This is a genomic window from Pantoea sp. sgz302252, assembly GCF_042610525.1.
Classification (GTDB): Bacteria; Pseudomonadota; Gammaproteobacteria; order Enterobacterales; family Enterobacteriaceae; genus Erwinia.
On record NZ_JBHDVM010000001.1, the window covers coordinates 392,063 to 410,186 of the forward strand.

Annotated in this window: 17 protein-coding genes; 10 read left to right on the forward strand and 7 right to left on the reverse strand. The window is 54.5% G+C overall.

All coding sequences use genetic code 11. The features are described from left to right. Window positions 1-72: 72 nt before the first annotated feature. The 4 genes from sapB to ACETPC_RS01850 all read right to left on the reverse strand — a co-directional run bounded on the left by sapB (window position 73) and on the right by ACETPC_RS01850 (window position 4,754). The gene (gene sapB / locus ACETPC_RS01835) at window positions 73-1,038 is read right to left on the reverse strand and encodes a putrescine export ABC transporter permease SapB (protein ID WP_380178071.1); all 966 of its coding nucleotides are present in this window, start codon (window positions 1,036-1,038) and stop codon (window positions 73-75) included. Next, entirely contained in the window at window positions 1,035-2,654 is a 1,620-nt protein-coding gene (sapA, locus tag ACETPC_RS01840; protein ID WP_380178073.1) for an ABC transporter substrate-binding protein SapA, read from the reverse strand. Before sapA ends, sapB begins: the two co-directional genes overlap by 4 nt. Before the next feature lie 337 nt (window positions 2,655-2,991). Further along, window positions 2,992-4,053 (reverse strand): ATP-binding protein, encoded by a 1,062-nt coding sequence (locus tag ACETPC_RS01845; RefSeq protein ID WP_380178075.1) that lies wholly within the window; start codon window positions 4,051-4,053, stop codon window positions 2,992-2,994. A gap of 2 nt (window positions 4,054-4,055) precedes the next feature. Further along, complete coding sequence (locus ACETPC_RS01850) at window positions 4,056-4,754, reverse strand: response regulator (protein WP_380178077.1); 699 nt, start codon at window positions 4,752-4,754, stop codon at window positions 4,056-4,058. A gap of 164 nt (window positions 4,755-4,918) precedes the next feature. On the opposite strand from ACETPC_RS01850, the gene ACETPC_RS01855 reads away from it, so the two are divergent. Together ACETPC_RS01855 and ACETPC_RS01860 are read left to right on the forward strand one after the other, a co-directional pair. Continuing rightward, window positions 4,919-8,035: a multidrug efflux RND transporter permease subunit gene (locus ACETPC_RS01855; protein ID WP_380178079.1), complete on the forward strand. Its 3,117-nt coding sequence runs from the start codon at window positions 4,919-4,921 to the stop codon at window positions 8,033-8,035. Between the two features lie 58 nt (window positions 8,036-8,093). After that, complete coding sequence (locus ACETPC_RS01860) at window positions 8,094-8,609, forward strand: O-acetyl-ADP-ribose deacetylase (protein WP_380178081.1); 516 nt, start codon at window positions 8,094-8,096, stop codon at window positions 8,607-8,609. Here ACETPC_RS01860 and pspF read toward each other — a convergent pair. Then, window positions 8,606-9,598: a phage shock protein operon transcriptional activator gene (gene pspF, locus ACETPC_RS01865; RefSeq protein ID WP_380178083.1), complete on the reverse strand. Its 993-nt coding sequence runs from the start codon at window positions 9,596-9,598 to the stop codon at window positions 8,606-8,608. The two genes, ACETPC_RS01860 and pspF, sit on opposite strands and share 4 nt — an antisense overlap. A gap of 152 nt (window positions 9,599-9,750) precedes the next feature. Here pspF and pspA point away from each other — a divergent pair, with 152 nt between their 5' ends. From pspA to ACETPC_RS01905, 8 genes are all read left to right on the forward strand, one after another. Further along, a complete protein-coding gene (gene pspA / locus ACETPC_RS01870; protein ID WP_380178085.1) occupies window positions 9,751-10,416 on the forward strand; it encodes a phage shock protein PspA in 666 nt (221 codons plus the stop codon). Window positions 10,417-10,469: 53 nt separating this feature from the next. Continuing rightward, on the forward strand, window positions 10,470-10,697 hold the full coding sequence (gene pspB / locus ACETPC_RS01875) for an envelope stress response membrane protein PspB (protein ID WP_380178087.1): 228 nt from the start codon (window positions 10,470-10,472) through the stop codon (window positions 10,695-10,697). Continuing rightward, window positions 10,694-11,041 (forward strand): envelope stress response membrane protein PspC, encoded by a 348-nt coding sequence (pspC, locus tag ACETPC_RS01880; protein ID WP_380178089.1) that lies wholly within the window; start codon window positions 10,694-10,696, stop codon window positions 11,039-11,041. Before pspB ends, pspC begins: the two co-directional genes overlap by 4 nt. Before the next feature lie 22 nt (window positions 11,042-11,063). Then, window positions 11,064-11,288 carry a phage shock protein PspD gene (gene pspD / locus ACETPC_RS01885; protein ID WP_380178091.1) on the forward strand — a complete coding sequence of 75 codons (225 nt, stop codon included), beginning with the start codon at window positions 11,064-11,066 and terminating at the stop codon, window positions 11,286-11,288. A gap of 58 nt (window positions 11,289-11,346) precedes the next feature. Beyond that, the gene (locus ACETPC_RS01890) at window positions 11,347-12,741 is read left to right on the forward strand and encodes a YcjX family protein (RefSeq protein WP_380178093.1); all 1,395 of its coding nucleotides are present in this window, start codon (window positions 11,347-11,349) and stop codon (window positions 12,739-12,741) included. Then, window positions 12,738-13,769, forward strand: coding sequence for a TIGR01620 family protein (locus tag ACETPC_RS01895; RefSeq protein WP_380178095.1), 1,032 nt, complete (start codon window positions 12,738-12,740; stop codon window positions 13,767-13,769). Before ACETPC_RS01890 ends, ACETPC_RS01895 begins: the two co-directional genes overlap by 4 nt. 91 nt (window positions 13,770-13,860) lie before the next feature. Further along, window positions 13,861-15,429: a transcriptional regulator TyrR gene (gene tyrR, locus ACETPC_RS01900; RefSeq protein ID WP_380178097.1), complete on the forward strand. Its 1,569-nt coding sequence runs from the start codon at window positions 13,861-13,863 to the stop codon at window positions 15,427-15,429. Between the two features lie 387 nt (window positions 15,430-15,816). Beyond that, window positions 15,817-16,533: a LuxR family transcriptional regulator gene (locus ACETPC_RS01905; protein ID WP_380178100.1), complete on the forward strand. Its 717-nt coding sequence runs from the start codon at window positions 15,817-15,819 to the stop codon at window positions 16,531-16,533. 3 nt (window positions 16,534-16,536) lie between these two features. Here the strand turns inward: ACETPC_RS01905 and ACETPC_RS01910 are convergent, their stop codons facing one another. Next, on the reverse strand, window positions 16,537-17,178 hold the full coding sequence (locus tag ACETPC_RS01910) for an acyl-homoserine-lactone synthase (protein ID WP_380178102.1): 642 nt from the start codon (window positions 17,176-17,178) through the stop codon (window positions 16,537-16,539). Window positions 17,179-17,525: 347 nt separating this feature from the next. After that, window positions 17,526-18,029, reverse strand: a complete 504-nt coding sequence (gene tpx / locus ACETPC_RS01915) for a thiol peroxidase (RefSeq protein WP_380178104.1) — start codon at window positions 18,027-18,029, stop codon at window positions 17,526-17,528. Between the last annotated feature and the right edge of the window lie 95 nt (window positions 18,030-18,124).

The window sequence follows — 18,124 nt, forward strand, 5'->3', positions numbered from 1 at the left end:
TCGCTGGCATAAATATGGATGCCAGGCCTGGCTCAGGCTTCCGCGGCCGTCCGGCTATTGCCGGACAGCACCTCAACGCAGCGCGTACCATTCCTTATGCTTGAGCGGCGTTGTTAAAGCGCCAAGGATATCGGCCAGCACGTTTACGGTAATGACGAGACCGCCCACCATCATCACGCCAGCGGAAATTGCCGCATAATCCTGTTGCCTGATGGCATCCACCAGCCAGCGTCCAAGGCCCGGCCAGCTAAACACTACTTCCGTAATCATCGCCAGCGTCAGCATAGTGGAAAACTGCAGGCCAAGCCGGGGAATAACCGGCGGTAGCGCATTATGCAGCACGTGGCGACGGATCACCGTCAGGCGGGAGAGGCCACGAGTGGCGGCAGCCTTGATATAATTCTGTTCCATAACCTCGCGCGTACTGATACGCAGCAGGCGTACTACTTCCGTAGTCGGGGCCACAGCCAGCGCCGTGACCGGCAGGATCAAATGGAGCAGCACGCTTTTCAGCATTTCGTGCCGCCACGGGGCGGGGCTGAGCCAGGCATCGATTAGCGCAAAACCCGTGATGTTTTTCATCGGGTAAAGCAGGTCGACGCGGCCCGAAACCGGCAGCCAGCCCAGATCCAGCGAGAAAAAAAGCGTCAGCAGCAGCGCCAGCCAGAATACCGGCATAGAAAAGCCGAGCAGGGCGAGCGCGCTAATAGTTTTATCCTGCCAGCGATTACGCATGACGCCAGCGGCGATACCAAAAGGGATGCCGATAGCCATCGCCAGCACAAAAGCCAGGATGCATAACTCCAGCGTAGCGGGAAACACCTCCAGCAGCTGTTGCGAAATAGGTTCGCCATTGATGCTGGAGACGCCAAAATCAAACTGGAAAAGGCCCTGATACCAGAACAGCATGGCGTCGCCAGGGGAAGCGCCCTGTAACGGCGCGTGCGGCGTAAAGTAGCTCAGACTGAAACCCACCAGCGTCAGCAGAAATAGCGTCACCAGCCAGAGCACCAGCCTTCTCAGGGTATAGATAATCATGGCTTAGTTCCTTTATCGCGGTAAACACCGGCAAAAGAAGCGTTGCCGAAGGGACTGAGCACCAGCCCGTGAATATCGTGACGATAAGCCTGCAGCCGTAGCGAATAAGCCAGCGGCAGTACGGGAAGCGACTGCGCCAGCATCGCCTGGGCTTTATCGTAGTAATCGATACGTGAGGCCAGCTGCTGCGAAAGCAGCGCTTTTTGCAGCGTTTCGTCAAAGGCGGTATCGCACCAGTGAGCGTAATTAGTCTGTGAGCCGATAGCGGCGCAGCTTAATAAAGGACGGAAGAAACTGTCGGGATCGTTACTGTCCGTGGCCCAGCCGGTCAGCGTCAGGTCGTGATTCATCTCCATCAGCCGCGCCTCCTGGAAGCGCCCCTCTACCGGTACTATCTTTACGGTCACGCCGACCTGTGCCAGATCGGCCTGAATCAGCTCGGCGGTCTTCAGCGGGCTGGGATTCCAGGCTTGTGACGTCGCTGGCACCCACATGGTTAGCTGCAAATCTTCCACGCCAAGCGCTTTAAGCGTATCGCGCGCTTTTTGCGGATTATATTCAGTAACGCGGGCATTGTTATCGTAAGCCCAGGAAGCGCGCGGCAAAATAGAAGCCGCAGTTTCCGCCGTGCCGTAATAAACGGATTCCATCAGCCGCTCATTATTGATTGCCAGCGCCAGCGCCTGGCGTACTTCAGGACGATCCAGCGGCGCTTTGCGCGTATTAAAGGCCAGATAGGCGATATTCATGCCGGGACGCAGCGTCAGCCGCAGGCGCGGATCGTCCCGCAGCACCGAAATCTGGCTGGCGGCCGGATAGGCCAGCACATCGCACTCGCCGGTCAGCAGCTTTGAGAGACGGCCAGTGCCGCCCGCGCCCATATCAATTACCACCTGCGGCATGCGCGGCAACCCTTTCCAGTAGGCAGAATTACGCGCCAGGCGAACATATTGGCCGGTACGATACTCGCTAAGCTGGAACGGGCCGGTGCCGACAGGCTGGCGATCCAACAGCTCCTGGCGATCGACTTTGGTCAGCTGCGCGGCATACTCGGCGGAAAGCACCGGCGCGTAGTGCGTTGCCATATGCCAGAGAAAAGAAGCGTCCGGCGCGTTCAGGCGAATCTCGACGGTATCGTTGCTCAGCTTTTTCACGCTGGCGACGCTGTCGGCAAACTGCAGGCTGTCAAAATAAGGGTAGCTGCCGCCGTTGACGTTATGCCAGGCGGACTTGCGATCGAAAATGCGCTGAAAGCTGAAGACTACGTCATCCGCGTTCATGGGACGCGTAGGGCTAAACCAGCCCGTTTTCTGGAAAGAGACCTTATGGCGCAGGTGAAAACGGTAGGTCGCGCCGTTGTCCAGCACTTCCCAACTCTCCGCCAGCTCCGGGATCAGCCGATAGGTGTAGGGATCGACATCCAGCAGGCGATCGTAAAGCTGTGCCGCCAGCGTATCCACCACCAGCCCGCCGCTGGCCAGCTGGGGATTAAAGCTGGTGGCCGAGCCGTTGACGCAGTAAACGAAACCGCTCTGGCGGATATCATCCGGCGTGGCGGCTCTCGCGGCGTTAAACAGGCCGGGAAGGAGAAGCAAAAGAGAGAGTAGTGTGCGCATAAGTTATCTGAAATATCAGGCAATCATCAGAGTGTACCGCACTCTGCGCCCGGCCCCAAAGTTTGTCGGGACAACCGGTGCTTTTTCACGCTGGCGGCGCGGCAGAAAACTCTGCTCCTGTTAACAAAATACGCCTAATCTTATTATGGTAATGAGAATTATTATCAACAAAAAGCTTTACAGCTCTCTATGAGAATGATTATTATTCCTCTGCGCTTCAACGGTGGCTCTACCGAAGAAGAGCACGACATTGCTCACATTGCTTCCAGTATTTTTAGCCCGCCCTGCGCGGGCTTTTTTTTGCCCGGCTTAGGGGGGCGAGCAGCCTGAAAAAAAATTAGCGAATATACGGCAGCTGTAAACGAAAACACGAGCCGCCCAGCTCGCTGGCCTCGCAGGATACCTGGCCGTTATGCGCTTCGGTAATGGCTTTGACCACGGCCAAACCAAGCCCGCTGCCGCCGCTATCGCGGGTACGGGCGTTTTCTCCACGGCTGAAAGCGTCAAACAGCTTCTCTGCAATACCTTCTGAAATTCCCGGCCCTTCATCCTCCACGGTAATTTCCACACCGGCAGCAACGCTGGCGCAGGAGACCAGAACTATGCCCGGCGTGGCGTAGCGTCGGGCATTCTCCAGCAGGGCAAGCAGCGCCTGGCGGATACGCGCGGCATCGCAGCTTAACCTGACTTCATCAAGTCGGGTGGCTAGCGAAAGCTGCTTTTCTGCAAAGGCGGGCCGAAGAAGCTCGACCAGGGTAACAATTTCCTGACCAATATCGACCTCTTCCCGGCGCAGGGAAAGATAGCCGCTTTCCGCCAGGCTGAGCGTGCGCAGATCGTCAATCAGTCGCGCCAGGCCGTCCGTTTGTCTGATTAGGTTCTGGAAAAGGGCCTGTTCCGGCGGGAAAATACCGTCGGCCAGCCCCTGAAGCCTCCCGCGCAGAATAGTAACCGGCGTGCGCAGCTCGTGGGCGATAGCGGCATGCCAGGTTCTTATCTCACCAGAGGCTGCCTCCAGCTTGCCAGCCATGATATTGAAATCGTTGACCAGTTCGCTAAGCTCGGTCAGACGCTGGTCGCCCGTTACGGCGCGCGCGCTTAGCTCGCCACCAGCGATTTTCCGGGCGCTGTCGGCAAGCGAGTCCAGCGGCAGAACAAGTTTGCGGGCGAAGCTGCTGGCCACCAGGCCAGCCACCAGCAGCGACAGCAGGGTAGCGACTCCCAGCTGCAGCCAGTCTTCCGGCTGGATGGTATAAAGCATCTCCGGCAGATGAGCGCCAAAAAGCCAGACGCAGAGCCCTAGCCAGATATAGTAGACGGCGAAAGAGATAAGAATGGAGTAGCAGGTGACCTGAGTCATCAGTACCACCAGATGCCTTTTCAGGCCGGTATATTTCATCGCTACTCTCCTAAACGATAGCCGAAGCCGCGTACGCTTTCAGGCAGGCCGGAAAGGCCCGCTTTCTCCAGCTTTTTACGCAGCTTGCTGATATGGCTGTCCACGGTGCGTTCCAGCGTTTCGCCTTCTGGCAGGCAGGCTTCCAGCAGCTCCAGCCGGCTAAAGACCTTACGCGGCTGCTGCGCCATCCGAGTCAGCAGGCGGAATTCGGTGGTAGTCAGCCCGGCGGCGATATTTTCGCCCGAGTGGCGCAGGATAATGCGGTGCTCTTCGGCAAACACCGCCAGCCGTGAATTACCGGCTACGCCCTGTGGCGGAAATTTGTTAGCCTGTCCGGCGCGCCGCAAAATTGCCTGAGCGCGGGCAACAACTTCTGCCGGATTAAAAGGTTTAACCACATAATCGTCGGCCCCAATACGCAGCGCGGCAAGCTTGTCCGCGTCATCGTCGTTGGCCGTTAGCATCAGCACCGGCGTATCGCCGCGACGGCGCAGTTCCGCCAGTACCTGCCAGCCGTCCAGTTTCGGCATGCGGATATCAAGAATGACCAGCGCGGGCTGGTGTTTTTCATGCAGCGCCAGCGCGACCACGCCGTTTTCCGCGTGCAGCAGGCTGAATCCCTCGCGCCGCAAATAGGCAATAAGGATATCGGCAATGTCGGCTTCGTCTTCGGCCACCAGGATCAAGGAATTATTATTCATGGCGTGTACCTTAGTGGATTAGCAAACCGCTGTTAAGGCCTGAATTTTTCTTTTTAATCTCCATGCAATCTCCATAAAAGCTGCACGGAAACGCAATGCGGAAGGTCTATTTTATGCCTGGCGGATTATCGCTGCACGACCCAACCTAACGAAAGGAATCTTTGATGTCGCAATTTTTTATCCATCGCCCGGTGTTTGCCTGGGTTATTGCCATTTTTATCGTGCTTTTTGGGCTGATCAGCATTCCACAGTTGCCCATCGCGCAGTATCCGTCAGTAGCGCCGCCCAGCGTCTCGATTACCGTCAGCTATCCGGGCGCTACGCCGCAAACTATGAACGAGTCAGTGATCTCGCTGATTGAACGCGAGCTTTCCGGCGTGGACGATCTGCTCTATTTCGAATCCTCCAGCGATACTTCCGGCATGGCGACTATTACCGTCACCTTCAAACCCGGCACTGATATCAGGCTGGCTCAGGTCGATGTCCAGAACCAGATAAAAGTAATTGAGCCGCGCCTGCCGCAGACCGTGCGGCAGTATGGGCTGACCGTGGAAGCGGCCACCTCAAACTTTCTGATGATCGTGGGGCTTAATTCACCAAACGGCGCTTTTTCCGCCGCTGATTTAAGCGATTATTTCGCCCGCAATATGACCGATGAGCTAAGGCGAGTCGAAGGCGTTGGCAAGGTACAGGCCTTTGGCGCAGAGAAAGCGATGCGCGTTTGGCTGGATCCGCACAAGCTGGTTGCTTACAACCTGACAGTCAGCGATGTTACGGCAGCTATAGGCGAGCAGAACGCGCAAATTGCGCCGGGCCAAATTGGCGATGCGCCCAGCGTCCCTGGTCAGCGTACTGGTTACCCGCTGACGGTTAGCGGTCAGCTCGGCACGCCGGAAGAGTTTCGCCAGATTACTTTAAAAGCCAATACGGATGGATCCAGGGTAAAGCTGGGCGATGTGGCAAGGGTTGAGCTGGGCCTGCAGACATACTCATTCTCTACCCGGGAGAACGGCGTGCCTTCCACCGCTGCGGCTATCCAGCTTTCGCCAGGCGCTAACGCGGTGAAAACGTCGGAAGCGGTGCAGGCAAGGCTCAAAGATCTGGCAAGCGCTATGCCGCCAGGCATGACTTTTTCCGTACCTTTCGATACCTCGCCGTTTGTAAAAATCTCCATTGAAAAGGTACTGCATACCTTTCTGGAAGCGATGGCGCTGGTATTCGTGGTGATGTTTCTGTTTTTACAAAACATTCGCTACACCTTTATTCCCGCTATCGTTGCGCCAGTCGCACTGCTCGGCACCTTTACCGTGATGTTGCTCAGCGGGTTTTCCATCAATGTGCTCACTATGTTCGGTATGGTGCTGGCTATTGGCATCATCGTGGATGATGCCATAGTCGTGGTCGAAAACGTCGAGCGGCTTATGGCGGAAGAGGGGCTATCGCCGCGCGAAGCCACAGAAAAAGCGATGCGGGAAATCACCGGCGCAGTAATAGGGATCACCCTGGTGCTGACTGCCGTCTTTATTCCTATGGGGCTGGCAAGCGGATCCGTCGGCATTATTTATCGCCAGTTTACGCTATCAATGGCGGTTTCCATTCTGATTTCCGCTTTCCTGGCGTTGAGCCTGACGCCAGCTCTCTGCGCCACGTTACTAAAGCCAGTGACCGCACAATCGCATAAAAAAGGCCGCTTTTTCAGCGCCTTTAATAGCGGGTTCGATCGTCTGTCGCAGCGCTATGAGTCCTGGCTGGGCAAATTGCTGAAGAAAACCGGTCGGATGCTGCTGCTTTACGTCGCGCTCTGCGCCGCGCTGGTTTTCGGCTTTTCCGCGCTGCCGTCGGCGTTTCTGCCGGAAGAAGATCAGGGCTATTTTATGACCTCAATCCAGCTGCCGTCCGATGCCACGCTGGAACGTACCGAAGACGTCATCGAAAAATTTGAAAGTATTGTCAGCAACCGTCCGGGCATCGATCGCAATATTTCAGTGCTTGGCTTTAGCTTTGCCGGATCCGGCGCTAACTCCGCGCTGGCGTTTACCATGCTTAAAGACTGGCAGGCGCGCAACGGCGCAACGGCACAGGGCGAGGCCGGTTATGTGCAGCAGGCGATGGAGGCCGTGCCGGATGCCACCGTAATGAGTTTGCTGCCGCCGCCCATTGCCGAACTGGGCAACTCGTCAGGCTTTACGCTGCGGCTGGAAGATCGTGGCGGGCACGGCTATCAGGCGCTGAACCAGGCGCTTTACATGCTGCTGGGCGCAGCGGCGCAAAGCCCTGTGGTGGCCTATGCCTATCCGGATGGCCTGCCGGAGGGCAGCAGCATCAACCTGAAAATCGACCGGCAAAAAGCCGAGGCGTTAGGCGTCTCGTTCAGCGATATCAGCCAAACCCTGTCGGGCGCGATGGGCTCAAGCTACGTCAATGATTTTCCCAATAATGGCCGCATGCAGCAGGTCATTGTGCAGGCCGATGCGCCTTACCGCATGCAGTTAAAAAGCGTGCTTTCGCTCTATGTGCGCAACAAAACGGGTGGCATGGTGCCGCTGTCGGAAGTGGTGCGCGGCGAATGGCAGACTTCGCCGTTGCAGCTAATTCGCTATCAGGGCTATCTGGCTTTCCGCATTGCGGGTGCCGCTGCGCCTGGCTACTCCACAGGCGATGCGATGGCTGAAATGGAGAAGCTGGCTCGCCAGCTGCCGCCAGGTTTTGCCGTAGAGTGGACAGGCCAGTCATTGCAGGAACAGCAGTCCGCTGCCCAGGCACCGATGCTGATGGCGCTGTCAATGTTGGTGGTCTTCCTGGTGCTGGCTGCGCTCTATGAAAGCTGGACGATCCCGTTTTCAGTTATGCTGGTGGTTCCGCTCGGGCTGTTGGGCGCTGTCAGTGCGGTGCTGCTACGGGATATGTATAACGATGTCTTTTTCAAGGTTGGCCTGATTACCATCATCGGCCTGTCGGCGAAAAACGCCATTCTGATTGTTGAGTTTGCCAAACAGATCTACGAAGAAGAGGGCAACCTTCTGAAAGCGACCATCAGAGCGGCCCGATTGCGCTTGCGGCCAATACTAATGACTTCACTGGCATTCACCCTGGGCGTAGTGCCGCTGATGGTGGCAAGCGGCGCCAGCGCCACGACCCAGCACGCCATCGGCACCGGCGTCTTTGGCGGCATGATTAGCGGCACGCTGCTGGCCATTTTCTTCGTTCCGCTCTTTTTCGTCTCTGTACTGGTGGGCGTGGAAAAGCTGCGCGGGCTATTTAACCGCAAGCAGCAGGGATAAGAACGCGCGCCCGGCGAGAGCTATCCGCCGGGCTATACTCAAAGAAAAGGAGGCGTTTATGTCCGATAAAATTCATTTGCTACAAGGCGATATCACGCAAATCCCGGTTGAAGCTATCGTCAACGCGGCTAATTCTTCGCTGCTGGGCGGCGGCGGCGTGGATGGCGCGATACACCGCGCGGGCGGTAAATCGATTCTGGCGGAGTGCCAGGCTATACGCGATCGTCAGGGTGGCTGCAAACCGGGCGATGCGGTGATTACTGGCGCAGGCAATTTACCGGCAAAATACGTGATTCATACCGTTGGGCCAGTCTGGCAGGGCGGCGAGAAAGGCGAGGCGGAAGTATTACGTAGCGCTTACCATCGCTGTCTTGATTTGGTGGAGGAACATCGTATAAGCGCTGTTTCTTTCCCTAATATCAGCACCGGCATCTATGGTTTCCCCAAAGCGCTGGCGGCGCAGATAGCCTTTGAAGCAATATCGGCCAGGCTAAGCGAGCAAATCGGGCAGGTGAATATCGTCTGTTTTGATACGGAGAACTACGCCATCTGGCGCGATCTGCTCAGCGCTTAGTTTTCACTATCAGCATTGATCTCAACGTTGTGCTTTTTCATCATGGCGCGTAGCTGATGATAGGTGACGCCAAGCAGGTCGGCGGCGCGCCGCTGGTTGTAACGGGCCTGAGCCAGGCTGCGCTGAAGTAAATCTTGTTCCTGCTGATGCTGCCAGCGGCGTAAATCCAGCGGCAACGTGGGCAGAGAATCAGCGGCGGCCACCTCTTCGGGCGCGGCCCAGCTTCGCTGGAAAGGATTAAGGATAACCGCATCCAGCGCCTCTTCAGTGTCGCCGTGGCGATAGACGGAGCGCTCAACCACGTTTTTCAGCTCGCGTACGTTGCCCGGCCAGCTATAGGCCAGCAGCGTTTGCTGCGCCCGTGGGGTAAAGCCCGGGAAAAAAGGCAGCCCCAGCTCACGGCACATCTGGATAGCAAAATGTTCTGCCATCACCAGAATATCGTCACGGCGCTCGCGCAGCGGCGGCAGTTGTACAACGTCGAAGGCGAGCCTGTCCAATAAATCGGCACGAAAATGCCCCGTTTCGGCAAGCTGCGGTAAATCGGCGTTAGTGGCGCATACCAGCCGCACGTTGACCTGCAACGGCTGGCTGCCGCCAACGCGCTCCAGCTGACCATACTCAATAACCCGCAGCAGCTTTTCTTGCACCAGCATCGGCGCTGTTGCCAGCTCGTCCAGAAACAGGGTGCCGCCGTCGGCCCGCTCGAAGCGGCCCAAATGACGCTTTTGCGCGCCGGTAAAAGCGCCCGCTTCATGCCCAAAGAGTTCGGAATCCAGCAGGCTTTCGTTGAGTGCCGCGCAGTTCAGCGAGACGAACGGCCCTTGCCAGCGTTCGGAAAGATAGTGAAGCCGACTGGCGATCAACTCCTTGCCGGTGCCGCGCTCGCCGATGACCAATACCGGTTTATTTAGCGGCGCCAGGCGGGAAACCTGCTCCAGCACCTCGAGAAAGTGATTTGACTCGCCCAGCAGCGTTTCTTTATCCATTATTTTCACCAGATGTTGGTTAATTACGCCACCTTAAGCAATTTCATCGCGCCTGTAAATTGCTATAGTGCAGCAAAATCAAAAAGATAAAAGTTGGCACGCGCTTTGAATAGTAATAGCAGCAACATACAATTAATCAGAGGAACACTATTATGGGTATTTTTTCTCGTTTTGCCGACATCGTGAACGCCAACATCAATTCGCTGCTGGAAAAAGCGGAAGATCCACAGAAGCTGGTGCGCCTGATGATTCAGGAAATGGAAGACACGCTGGTGGAAGTCCGTTCTACCTCTGCCCGCGCGCTGGCAGAAAAGAAACAGTTGCTGCGCCGCATCGAACAGGCCGAGCTGCAACAGGCAGAGTGGCAGGAAAAAGCAGAGCTGGCGCTGCGGAAAGATAAAGAAGATCTGGCTCGTGCCGCGTTAATCGAAAAGCAGAAGCTAAGCGATTTAACCGCCACGCTGACGCGCGAAGCAGAACAGGTTGAAGAAACCCTGCTGCGTATGAAAGGCGAAATCGGCGAGCTGGAGAAAAAACTGGGTGAAACCCGTGCTCGCCAGCAGGCGCTGACGCTGCGTCACCAGGCCGCTTCCTCTTCTCGTGACGTGCGCCGCCAGCTGGACAGCGGTAAAATCGACGAGGCGATGGCGCGTTTCGAATCCTTCGAGCGCCGTATCGATCATATGGAAGCCGAGGCGGAAAGCCACAGCTTCGGTAAGCAGAAAACCCTGGATCAGCAGTTCGCCGAGCTACAGGCTGATGATGCCATCTCAGAGCAGCTGGCTGCCCTGAAAGCAAAAATGAACCGTAGCGAGTAACTCTGCCGACGGCATTCCACGGAATGCCCGGCTTTTTAATTCAAGGAGAATGAATGAGCGCGTTATTTCTGGCGATCCCGTTGACAATATTTATGCTGTTTGTCGCGCCCGTCTGGCTATGGCTGCATTACAGCAACCGTCATAACAGTGATGCCACACTGTCGCAGGACGAGCTGCAGCGCTTGCAGCAACTGACTCAGGATGCGCGCCGCATGCGCGAACGTATCCAGGCGCTGGAGGCCATTCTGGATGCCGAACATCCCAACTGGAGGCAGCCATGAGCGGCAAAAAGCTTTATCGCATACCTTCGCGCGGCCATGTAAAAGGCGTTTGCGCCGGTATCGCGGACTATTTCGATATTCCGGTACGGCTGGTGCGCGTCATGGTAATACTGTCGATGATTTTCGGGCTGTTTATGATTACCCTGGTGGCCTATTTTATTCTGGGCTTCGTGCTGGATGAAAAACCGCTAAGCGAAGAGCAGCAGGAACAGGCGCCCACGGCACATATGCTGCTGGACAAACTGGAGGCGGAATTGCGCGGCGGTGAAGGAAATTTGCGGGATATTGAACGCTACGTCACTTCTGAGACCTTCAGCGTGCGTAGCCGCTTCCGTCAGCTTTAATCCCTAATTACCGGAGATAAAAATGCGTAACTGGCAATCTGCTGTACAGCGTAACGCCGCGTCCACGCTGAAAAAGGCCGGTAAATTCGTGCTGCTGGGCGCGTTAAGCTACGGCCCGGCAGGTCTGGCTGGCTGGGCGGTAAAAGCGGTTGCTCATCGCCCGCTGAAAATCGTGCTGGCCTGGGCGCTGGAACCACTGATCCGCCGTGCGCTACGCGGAGCCACGGCGCGCTGGCACAAACCCTGAGAGTTGCGGCTATGCTATCCTGAACCGCAAAACGGAGCGGCCATAAGGATACTGACCCATGAAACGACTTCAAACAGAGCTGCGGTCTCTAATCGATCGCGGCGCGGATCGTCATCTGCGCCTGGCGGTTACCGGCCTGAGCCGCAGCGGCAAAACAGCCTTTATTACCTCGCTGGTAAACCAGTTACTTAACGTTAATGCAGGCGCGCGTCTGCCGATGTTCTCCGCCGCACGCGATGGCCGTCTGCTGGGCGTAAAACGCGTGCCGCAGCGCGACATGGGAATCCAGCGTTTTACCTATGATGAAGGCATGGCGCAGCTTTACGGCGAACCGCCAGCCTGGCCAACGCCAACGCGCGGCGTCAGCGAGATGCGCCTGGCGCTGCGCTTTCGGTCGCGTGAATCCCTGCTGCGCCATTTCAAAGAAACCTCCACGCTTTATCTGGAAATCGTTGATTATCCGGGTGAATGGCTGCTGGATCTGCCGATGCTGGCGCAGGACTATTTAAGCTGGTCGCGGCAGATGACAGGTCTGTTGCAGGGCGATCGCGCGATTTGGTCAGAAGAATGGCGCAGGCTATGCGAAGGCCTGGATCCGCTGGCGCCCGCGGATGAGAACCGGCTGGCAGAAATTGCGGCGGCCTGGACCGACTACCTGCTGAAGTGTAAGCAAGAAGGGCTGCATTTTATCCAGCCAGGCCGCTTTGTGCTGCCTGGGGATATGGCAGGCGCACCTGCGCTGCAATTTTTCCCATGGCCGGAGGTGGAAGAGGCGGGCGAATCCAGGCTGGCGCAGGCGGATGCTGGCAGCAACATCGGCATGCTGCGCGCACGTTACCACTATTACTGCCAGCATGTAGTAAAGGGTTTTTACAAAAATCATTTCCTGCGCTTTGACCGACAAATCGTGCTGGTGGATTGCCTACAACCATTAAACAGCGGGCCGCAGGCCTTTAACGATATGCGGCTGGCGCTCACGCAGCTGATGCAAAGTTTCTCTTATGGCCAGCGCACGCTTTTTCGCCGCCTTTTCTCACCGGTGATCGATAAACTACTGTTCGCCGCTACCAAATCCGATCACGTCACCAACGATCAGCACACAAACCTGGTGGCACTTTTGCAGCAGCTGGTACAGGATGCCTGGCAAAATGCCGCCTTTGAAGGCATTGAAATGGATTGCCTGGGGCTGGCCGCGGTACAGGCAACGCAAAGCGGGCTGGTCGATCACCAGGGCGAAAAAATTCCTGCGCTGCGCGGACACCGGCTGGCGGACAACGAGCCGCTGACCGTTTATCCGGGCGAAGTGCCGCCGCGCCTGCCGGGCAGTGCTTTCTGGCAGCAACAGGGATTTCATTTTGAACAGTTCCGGCCGCAGCTGGAGACGGACAGGCCTTTGCCGCATATCCGCCTGGATGCGGCGCTGGAATTTTTACTGGGAGATAAATTGCGATGAACGCACCGCTTAAACCACGTATTGATTTCGCGCAGCCGCTGGCGGCGGAGCAGCAGGAAGCCATTAAAGCCGCCCGAGTCTTCGCTCCGCAGGAAACCGGGTTTGTCGCCGATGTCCCGGAAGCGGAAGAAGAGGACGCGGGCGAAAAAGCGGTAGAAGCCGCGCTGCGCCCTAAACGTAGCCTCTGGCGTACGCTGGTAAAAACGGGGCTGGCGCTGTTTGGCGTAAGCGTGGTGGCGCAGGGCGTGCAATGGACATACCAGGCCTGGCAGGCTCAGGACTGGATTGCCTTAGGCGGCTGCGCGGCTGGCGGATTGATAGCTATCGCCGGAGCGGGTTCGCTGATTGCCGAATGGCGCAGGCTTTACCGGCTGCGAGAACGTGCAGAAGAGCGCGATATTGGCCGCGAGCTGTTAAACAGCCAGAGCATGGGTAAAGGCCGTGAATTTTGTGAGCGGCTGGCCCGCCAGGCTGGGCTGGATCGGGGGAACCCGGCGCTACAGCGCTGGCATGCTGCGCTACACGAAACGCACAACGATCGCGAAGTGGTGGCGCTCTATGCGCAAATAGTCCAGCCGGTGCTGGATAACCAGGCGCGCCGGGAAATCGGGCGTAGTGCTGCCGAATCCACGCTGATGATCGCCGTTAGCCCGCTGGCGCTGGTGGATATGGCATTTATCGCCTGGCGCAACCTGCGGCTGGTTAACCGCATCGCGGCGCTTTACGGCATCGAGCTGGGCTACTTCAGCCGTATTCGCCTGTTCCGGCTGGTGCTGTTAAATATCGCTTTTGCGGGCGCTTCCGAGCTAATCAGAGAAGTGGGTATGGACTGGATGTCACAGGATCTTGCCGCGCGCTTTTCCGCTCGTGCCGCTCAGGGCATTGGCGCAGGGTTGCTGACGGCCAGGCTGGGCATCAAAACCATGGAGCTATGCCGGCCTTTGCCCTGGCTGGAAGGCGACAAGCCGAAACTGGGCGATTTCCGTCGCGATTTAATGGTAAAACTCAAAGAGACGTTGCAGAAATAGGCAACCGTAAACTTTCCGTGCCAGGATGCTTCTGGCCCTTGCCTCTATGGGGTATTATTAACATCCGCCCGGAATGAATAAAGGTTTTTACATGCGTCTGGAAGTCTTCTGTCAGGATCGTCTTGGTCTGACCCGTGAACTGCTCGATCTGCTGGTTGAAAGAAACATTGACCTGCGCGGCATCGAGATTGCCCCCGTCGGTCGCATCTACCTTAATTTCTCCGCTGTGCCTTTTGAGCAGTTCAGCCAGCTGATGGCGGAGATCCGCCGTATTCCCAGCGTAACGGATGTGCGCACCGTGGCGTTCCTGCCTTCTGAACGCGAACACCGTGCGCTAAGCGCGCTGCTGGTGGCGCTGCCGGAGCCGGTTTTTTCCATCGATATGAAAAGCAAAATCGAGCTGGCGAACCCGGCGGCACAGGCGTTATTTGCCCTGAACGAAGAGAAAATGCGCAATTACGGCGCAGGCGCGTTAATCAGCGGTTTCAACTTTCAGCGCTGGCTGGAAAACGACCGTATTGAGCCGCAGGCACAGCATGTCGTCATACACGGGCGCGATTTCCTGATGGAAATTACCCCGGTTTTCACCACCGGCGAGAATGAACAGGCGGGCAGCCCGGCTGGCGCGGTGGTGATGCTGAAATCTACCGCCAGGATGGGCCAGCAGCTGCAAAACCTGGCGGTCAATGATGACAGCGACTTTCAGCATATTGTGGCGGTGACGCCTAAAATGCGCCAGGTGGTGGAGCAGGCGCGTAAGCTGGCAATGCTCGACGCGCCGCTGCTTATCGTGGGCGATACCGGCACCGGCAAAGATATGCTGGCGCGCGCCTGCCATCTGCGCAGCGCGCGTGGCAAAAAACCTTTCCTGGCGCTGAACTGCGCCTCGCTGCCGGACGACGTAGCGGAAAGCGAACTGTTTGGTCACGCGCCGGGTGCCTATCCTAACGCGCTGGAAGGCAAAAAAGGCTTTTTTGAGCAGGCTAACGGCGGCTCGGTGCTGCTGGACGAAATCGGTGAAATGTCGCCGCGCATGCAGACTAAATTGCTACGTTTTTTGAACGACGGCACTTTCCGACGGGTAGGCGAGGAGCATGAGGTACATGTAAACGTGCGGGTCATCTGCGCCACGCAGAAAAACCTGACGGAGATGGTGCAGCGCGGCGAGTTCCGCGAGGATCTCTTCTATCGCCTGAACGTGCTGACGCTGAACCTGCCGCCGCTGCGCGATCGTCCGCAGGACATCCTGCCGCTCACGGAAATGTTTGTCGCCCGTTTCGCCGACGAGCAGGGCGTCGCTCGTCCTAAACTCTCTTTGCAGCTAAACGCTTTCCTTAGCCGTTACACCTGGCCCGGCAACGTACGCCAGCTAAAAAATGTGCTTTACCGCGCGCTGACCCAGCTGGAAGGCTACGAGCTGCGCCCGCAGGATATTGTTCTGCCAGAGTTTACGATGGATATACAGCTGGGCGAGGAGGCGATGGAAGGATCGCTGGACGATATTACCAGCCGCTTTGAGCGTTCGGTACTGACCAAACTCTATCTTTCCTATCCCAGCACTCGCAAACTGGCTAAGCGTCTTGGCGTATCCCATACCGCTATCGCTAATAAGCTGCGCGAATATGGTCTGAGTAAAAAAGCTGAGGGCGAAGGTAAATAGCAAATCAGTTAAATTTTTTTTACTAAAAAGATGAAACTATTTCGAGATAAAAAGAGCAGTCACCTTTATTGAAGGTTGCTGCTCGTTTTTACCCCGGCCTTTTAGCTCGACGATTGCAGCCTGGAAGAGCAATTTCATAGATTTTTACCCTTAAAAAAGGTTAGATTTGGTTGAAAATATTGCAGTAGAGTCTGAGACAGTTGAACTGCCAAAATTGGGCAAGAACAATAACTAAATTTCAAAAGGGAATCCAAAATTTCAGTTGCAACTATGATTGGTAAGCTGTATTTTTCATTTACTCTTAATGATATGGTTTTATGTGAGCATGCAAGCTTATTCTGCATAAAACTTGGCTTATTACCCTCTGGCTAGTGGAGATTGTTAACAATGAAGAAGGAATTTCACCTTGGCGCTATTCTTAAAGAATATCTTAAAACGGCGCTGGAGGAGTTTGGGGATTTAACATGGGCCTATGTAGTTCTCCATAAAAAAAACATGTCAAACATATTTCATGTCACTAACTATCCAGATGAATGGGTCAGACATTATCAGGATAATAGTTTGCAATACACTGATCCGGTTGTCATTACTGCATTAAATCGGTTAACGCCCTTTTCATGGGATGAAAAAATAAAAATAGGTAAGGATTTTGACCTGTCTGAAATATTTCTCAAAGCAAAAAAACATGGTGTGATTAATGGCTATACTTTTGTTCTGCACGACTATAAAAACAATTTAGCTACATTGTCATTTATTATTGATCCTGAAAAAAAGGATCAGATCGAGAAGTGCTTTACTGAAAATAAAGGCAAAATTGATTTATTATTGGCTATGGTACATGAAAAATACCTGGCTTTAATGCTCTTATCAGATGAAGTAGATAAGACGAACGCTAATAGCAACCTTTTTACGGAAAGAGAAAACGAAATATTATATTGGGCAAGTATTGGAAAAACTTATCCAGAAATCGGTATTATTTTGGGTCTTAAAACCACTACCGTCAAATTCCATATGACAAACATAGTCAAAAAATTAGGTGTCACTAATGCAAGGCATGCGGTGCGTCTCGGCGTGGAACTTCAACTCGTGAAACCGGTTAATTAGCTATTAGATATCTTTTGAAACAAGAGGCCAGCTATCTAATAAGCGCTCTGTCAAAGTATTTTTGCCCGTAAGGATTTTTTCTTTCAAATTCTTACAACTAATATAATCGACGTGTCCTAGCAATAAGTAGACAGGTTCATTTTTCTCCGATAAACCTGTATCCAATATTGTTACATGCCATCCTGACTGCCTGATTATATGCATCATCGCATGACTGGCAACGGCTATTATACCATCGTAATCATGTTGCTGTGCAAAATTGATTAAGGATAAAAAAAGCGTCAGAGTAACAGGATAATGATAACCTAATAGCTCCTTTGCCCTCTTTTTATCAACAAAAAATCGCGTGGATTCAACATAACAGCCTGGCGGAATTTTGGCGTTTTTAAAAAAAACAGCAAAAGCGCTCTCAAGCATATTTTTATTGCTCATCGCTATAAGTCGAGTGCCGCATATTATTTCCTCATTCATGATTCCAAGAACGTAATTAGTATCTATACCGTCAAATACATCTCTTTCCAGACCGTTTTCACTGGTAACAGCCCATCCGAGTCTGTCAGCAAACGTCGCTTTTCTCAGAGAGAAAAGATCTTTGGCTTTTTCTTTTGAAAGTGACATATAGTTAATGATGTGAATATTAAACATAAGGTTGCCTACTATGAATTTAGAATTTTATGGGCAACACGGTTTGATTTCCTGCGGTAACGCCGAGACATGCAGATAATAATAGGTATTTGGGGTTAATAGAACGATTTTATGAAGTCATTTAGTGGAGTGAGTTTTTGACCAGGCAGGTTATTTTAAAAATATTATAAAAGGTTGGCGCTAATAATGAAGGTTGCTTTACTGATTTTTTGAGATAACCCAAGGCTGGAAAGGTAATAATTGGCAGGTGAATGATAGATTAATTAGCCCGGGGCCTAATACATATCCCCTTTGTACCCCATATTTACAAGCAAAAAGCCGGCCTGAAGCCGGCCAAAAAATATACATTACTTCAGTACGGCCAGCGCGGCATCGTAGTCCGGCTCGGTGGCGATCTCATCTACCAGCTGGCTGTACAGCACCTTATCCTGCTCGTCCAGCACCACTACCGCACGGGCCGTCAGGCCCTTTAAAGCGCCATCATTCAGCGCCACGCCGTAATCCTCTTTAAACGCCGCGCCGCGCAGCGTAGAGAGCGTAACCACATTATTCAATCCCTCTGCGCCGCAGAAGCGAGACTGGGCGAAAGGCAGATCGGAAGAGATACACAGCACCACGGCATTATCTGTTTTGGCGGCAAGCTCGTTGAACTTACGCACCGAGGCGGCGCAGATACCGGTATCCACGCTCGGGAAAATATTCAGTATCTTGCGCTTGCCCGCATAGTGGGAAAGCGATACATCGGAAAAATCTTTCGCGACCAGCGTAAAGGGTTTAGCGGTCTGGCCCGGCTTCGGCAGCTCGCCAGCAACGGCAACCGGGTTACCCTGAAAATGGACAGTCTGAGTCATAACCTTTCCTTAAGCGCAGTAAATTAAGTTCAGAGTGTATGACATGGCGCTAAACTCCAACAGGTAAAAGCAAAATATTTCCCGCTTCATTGCTA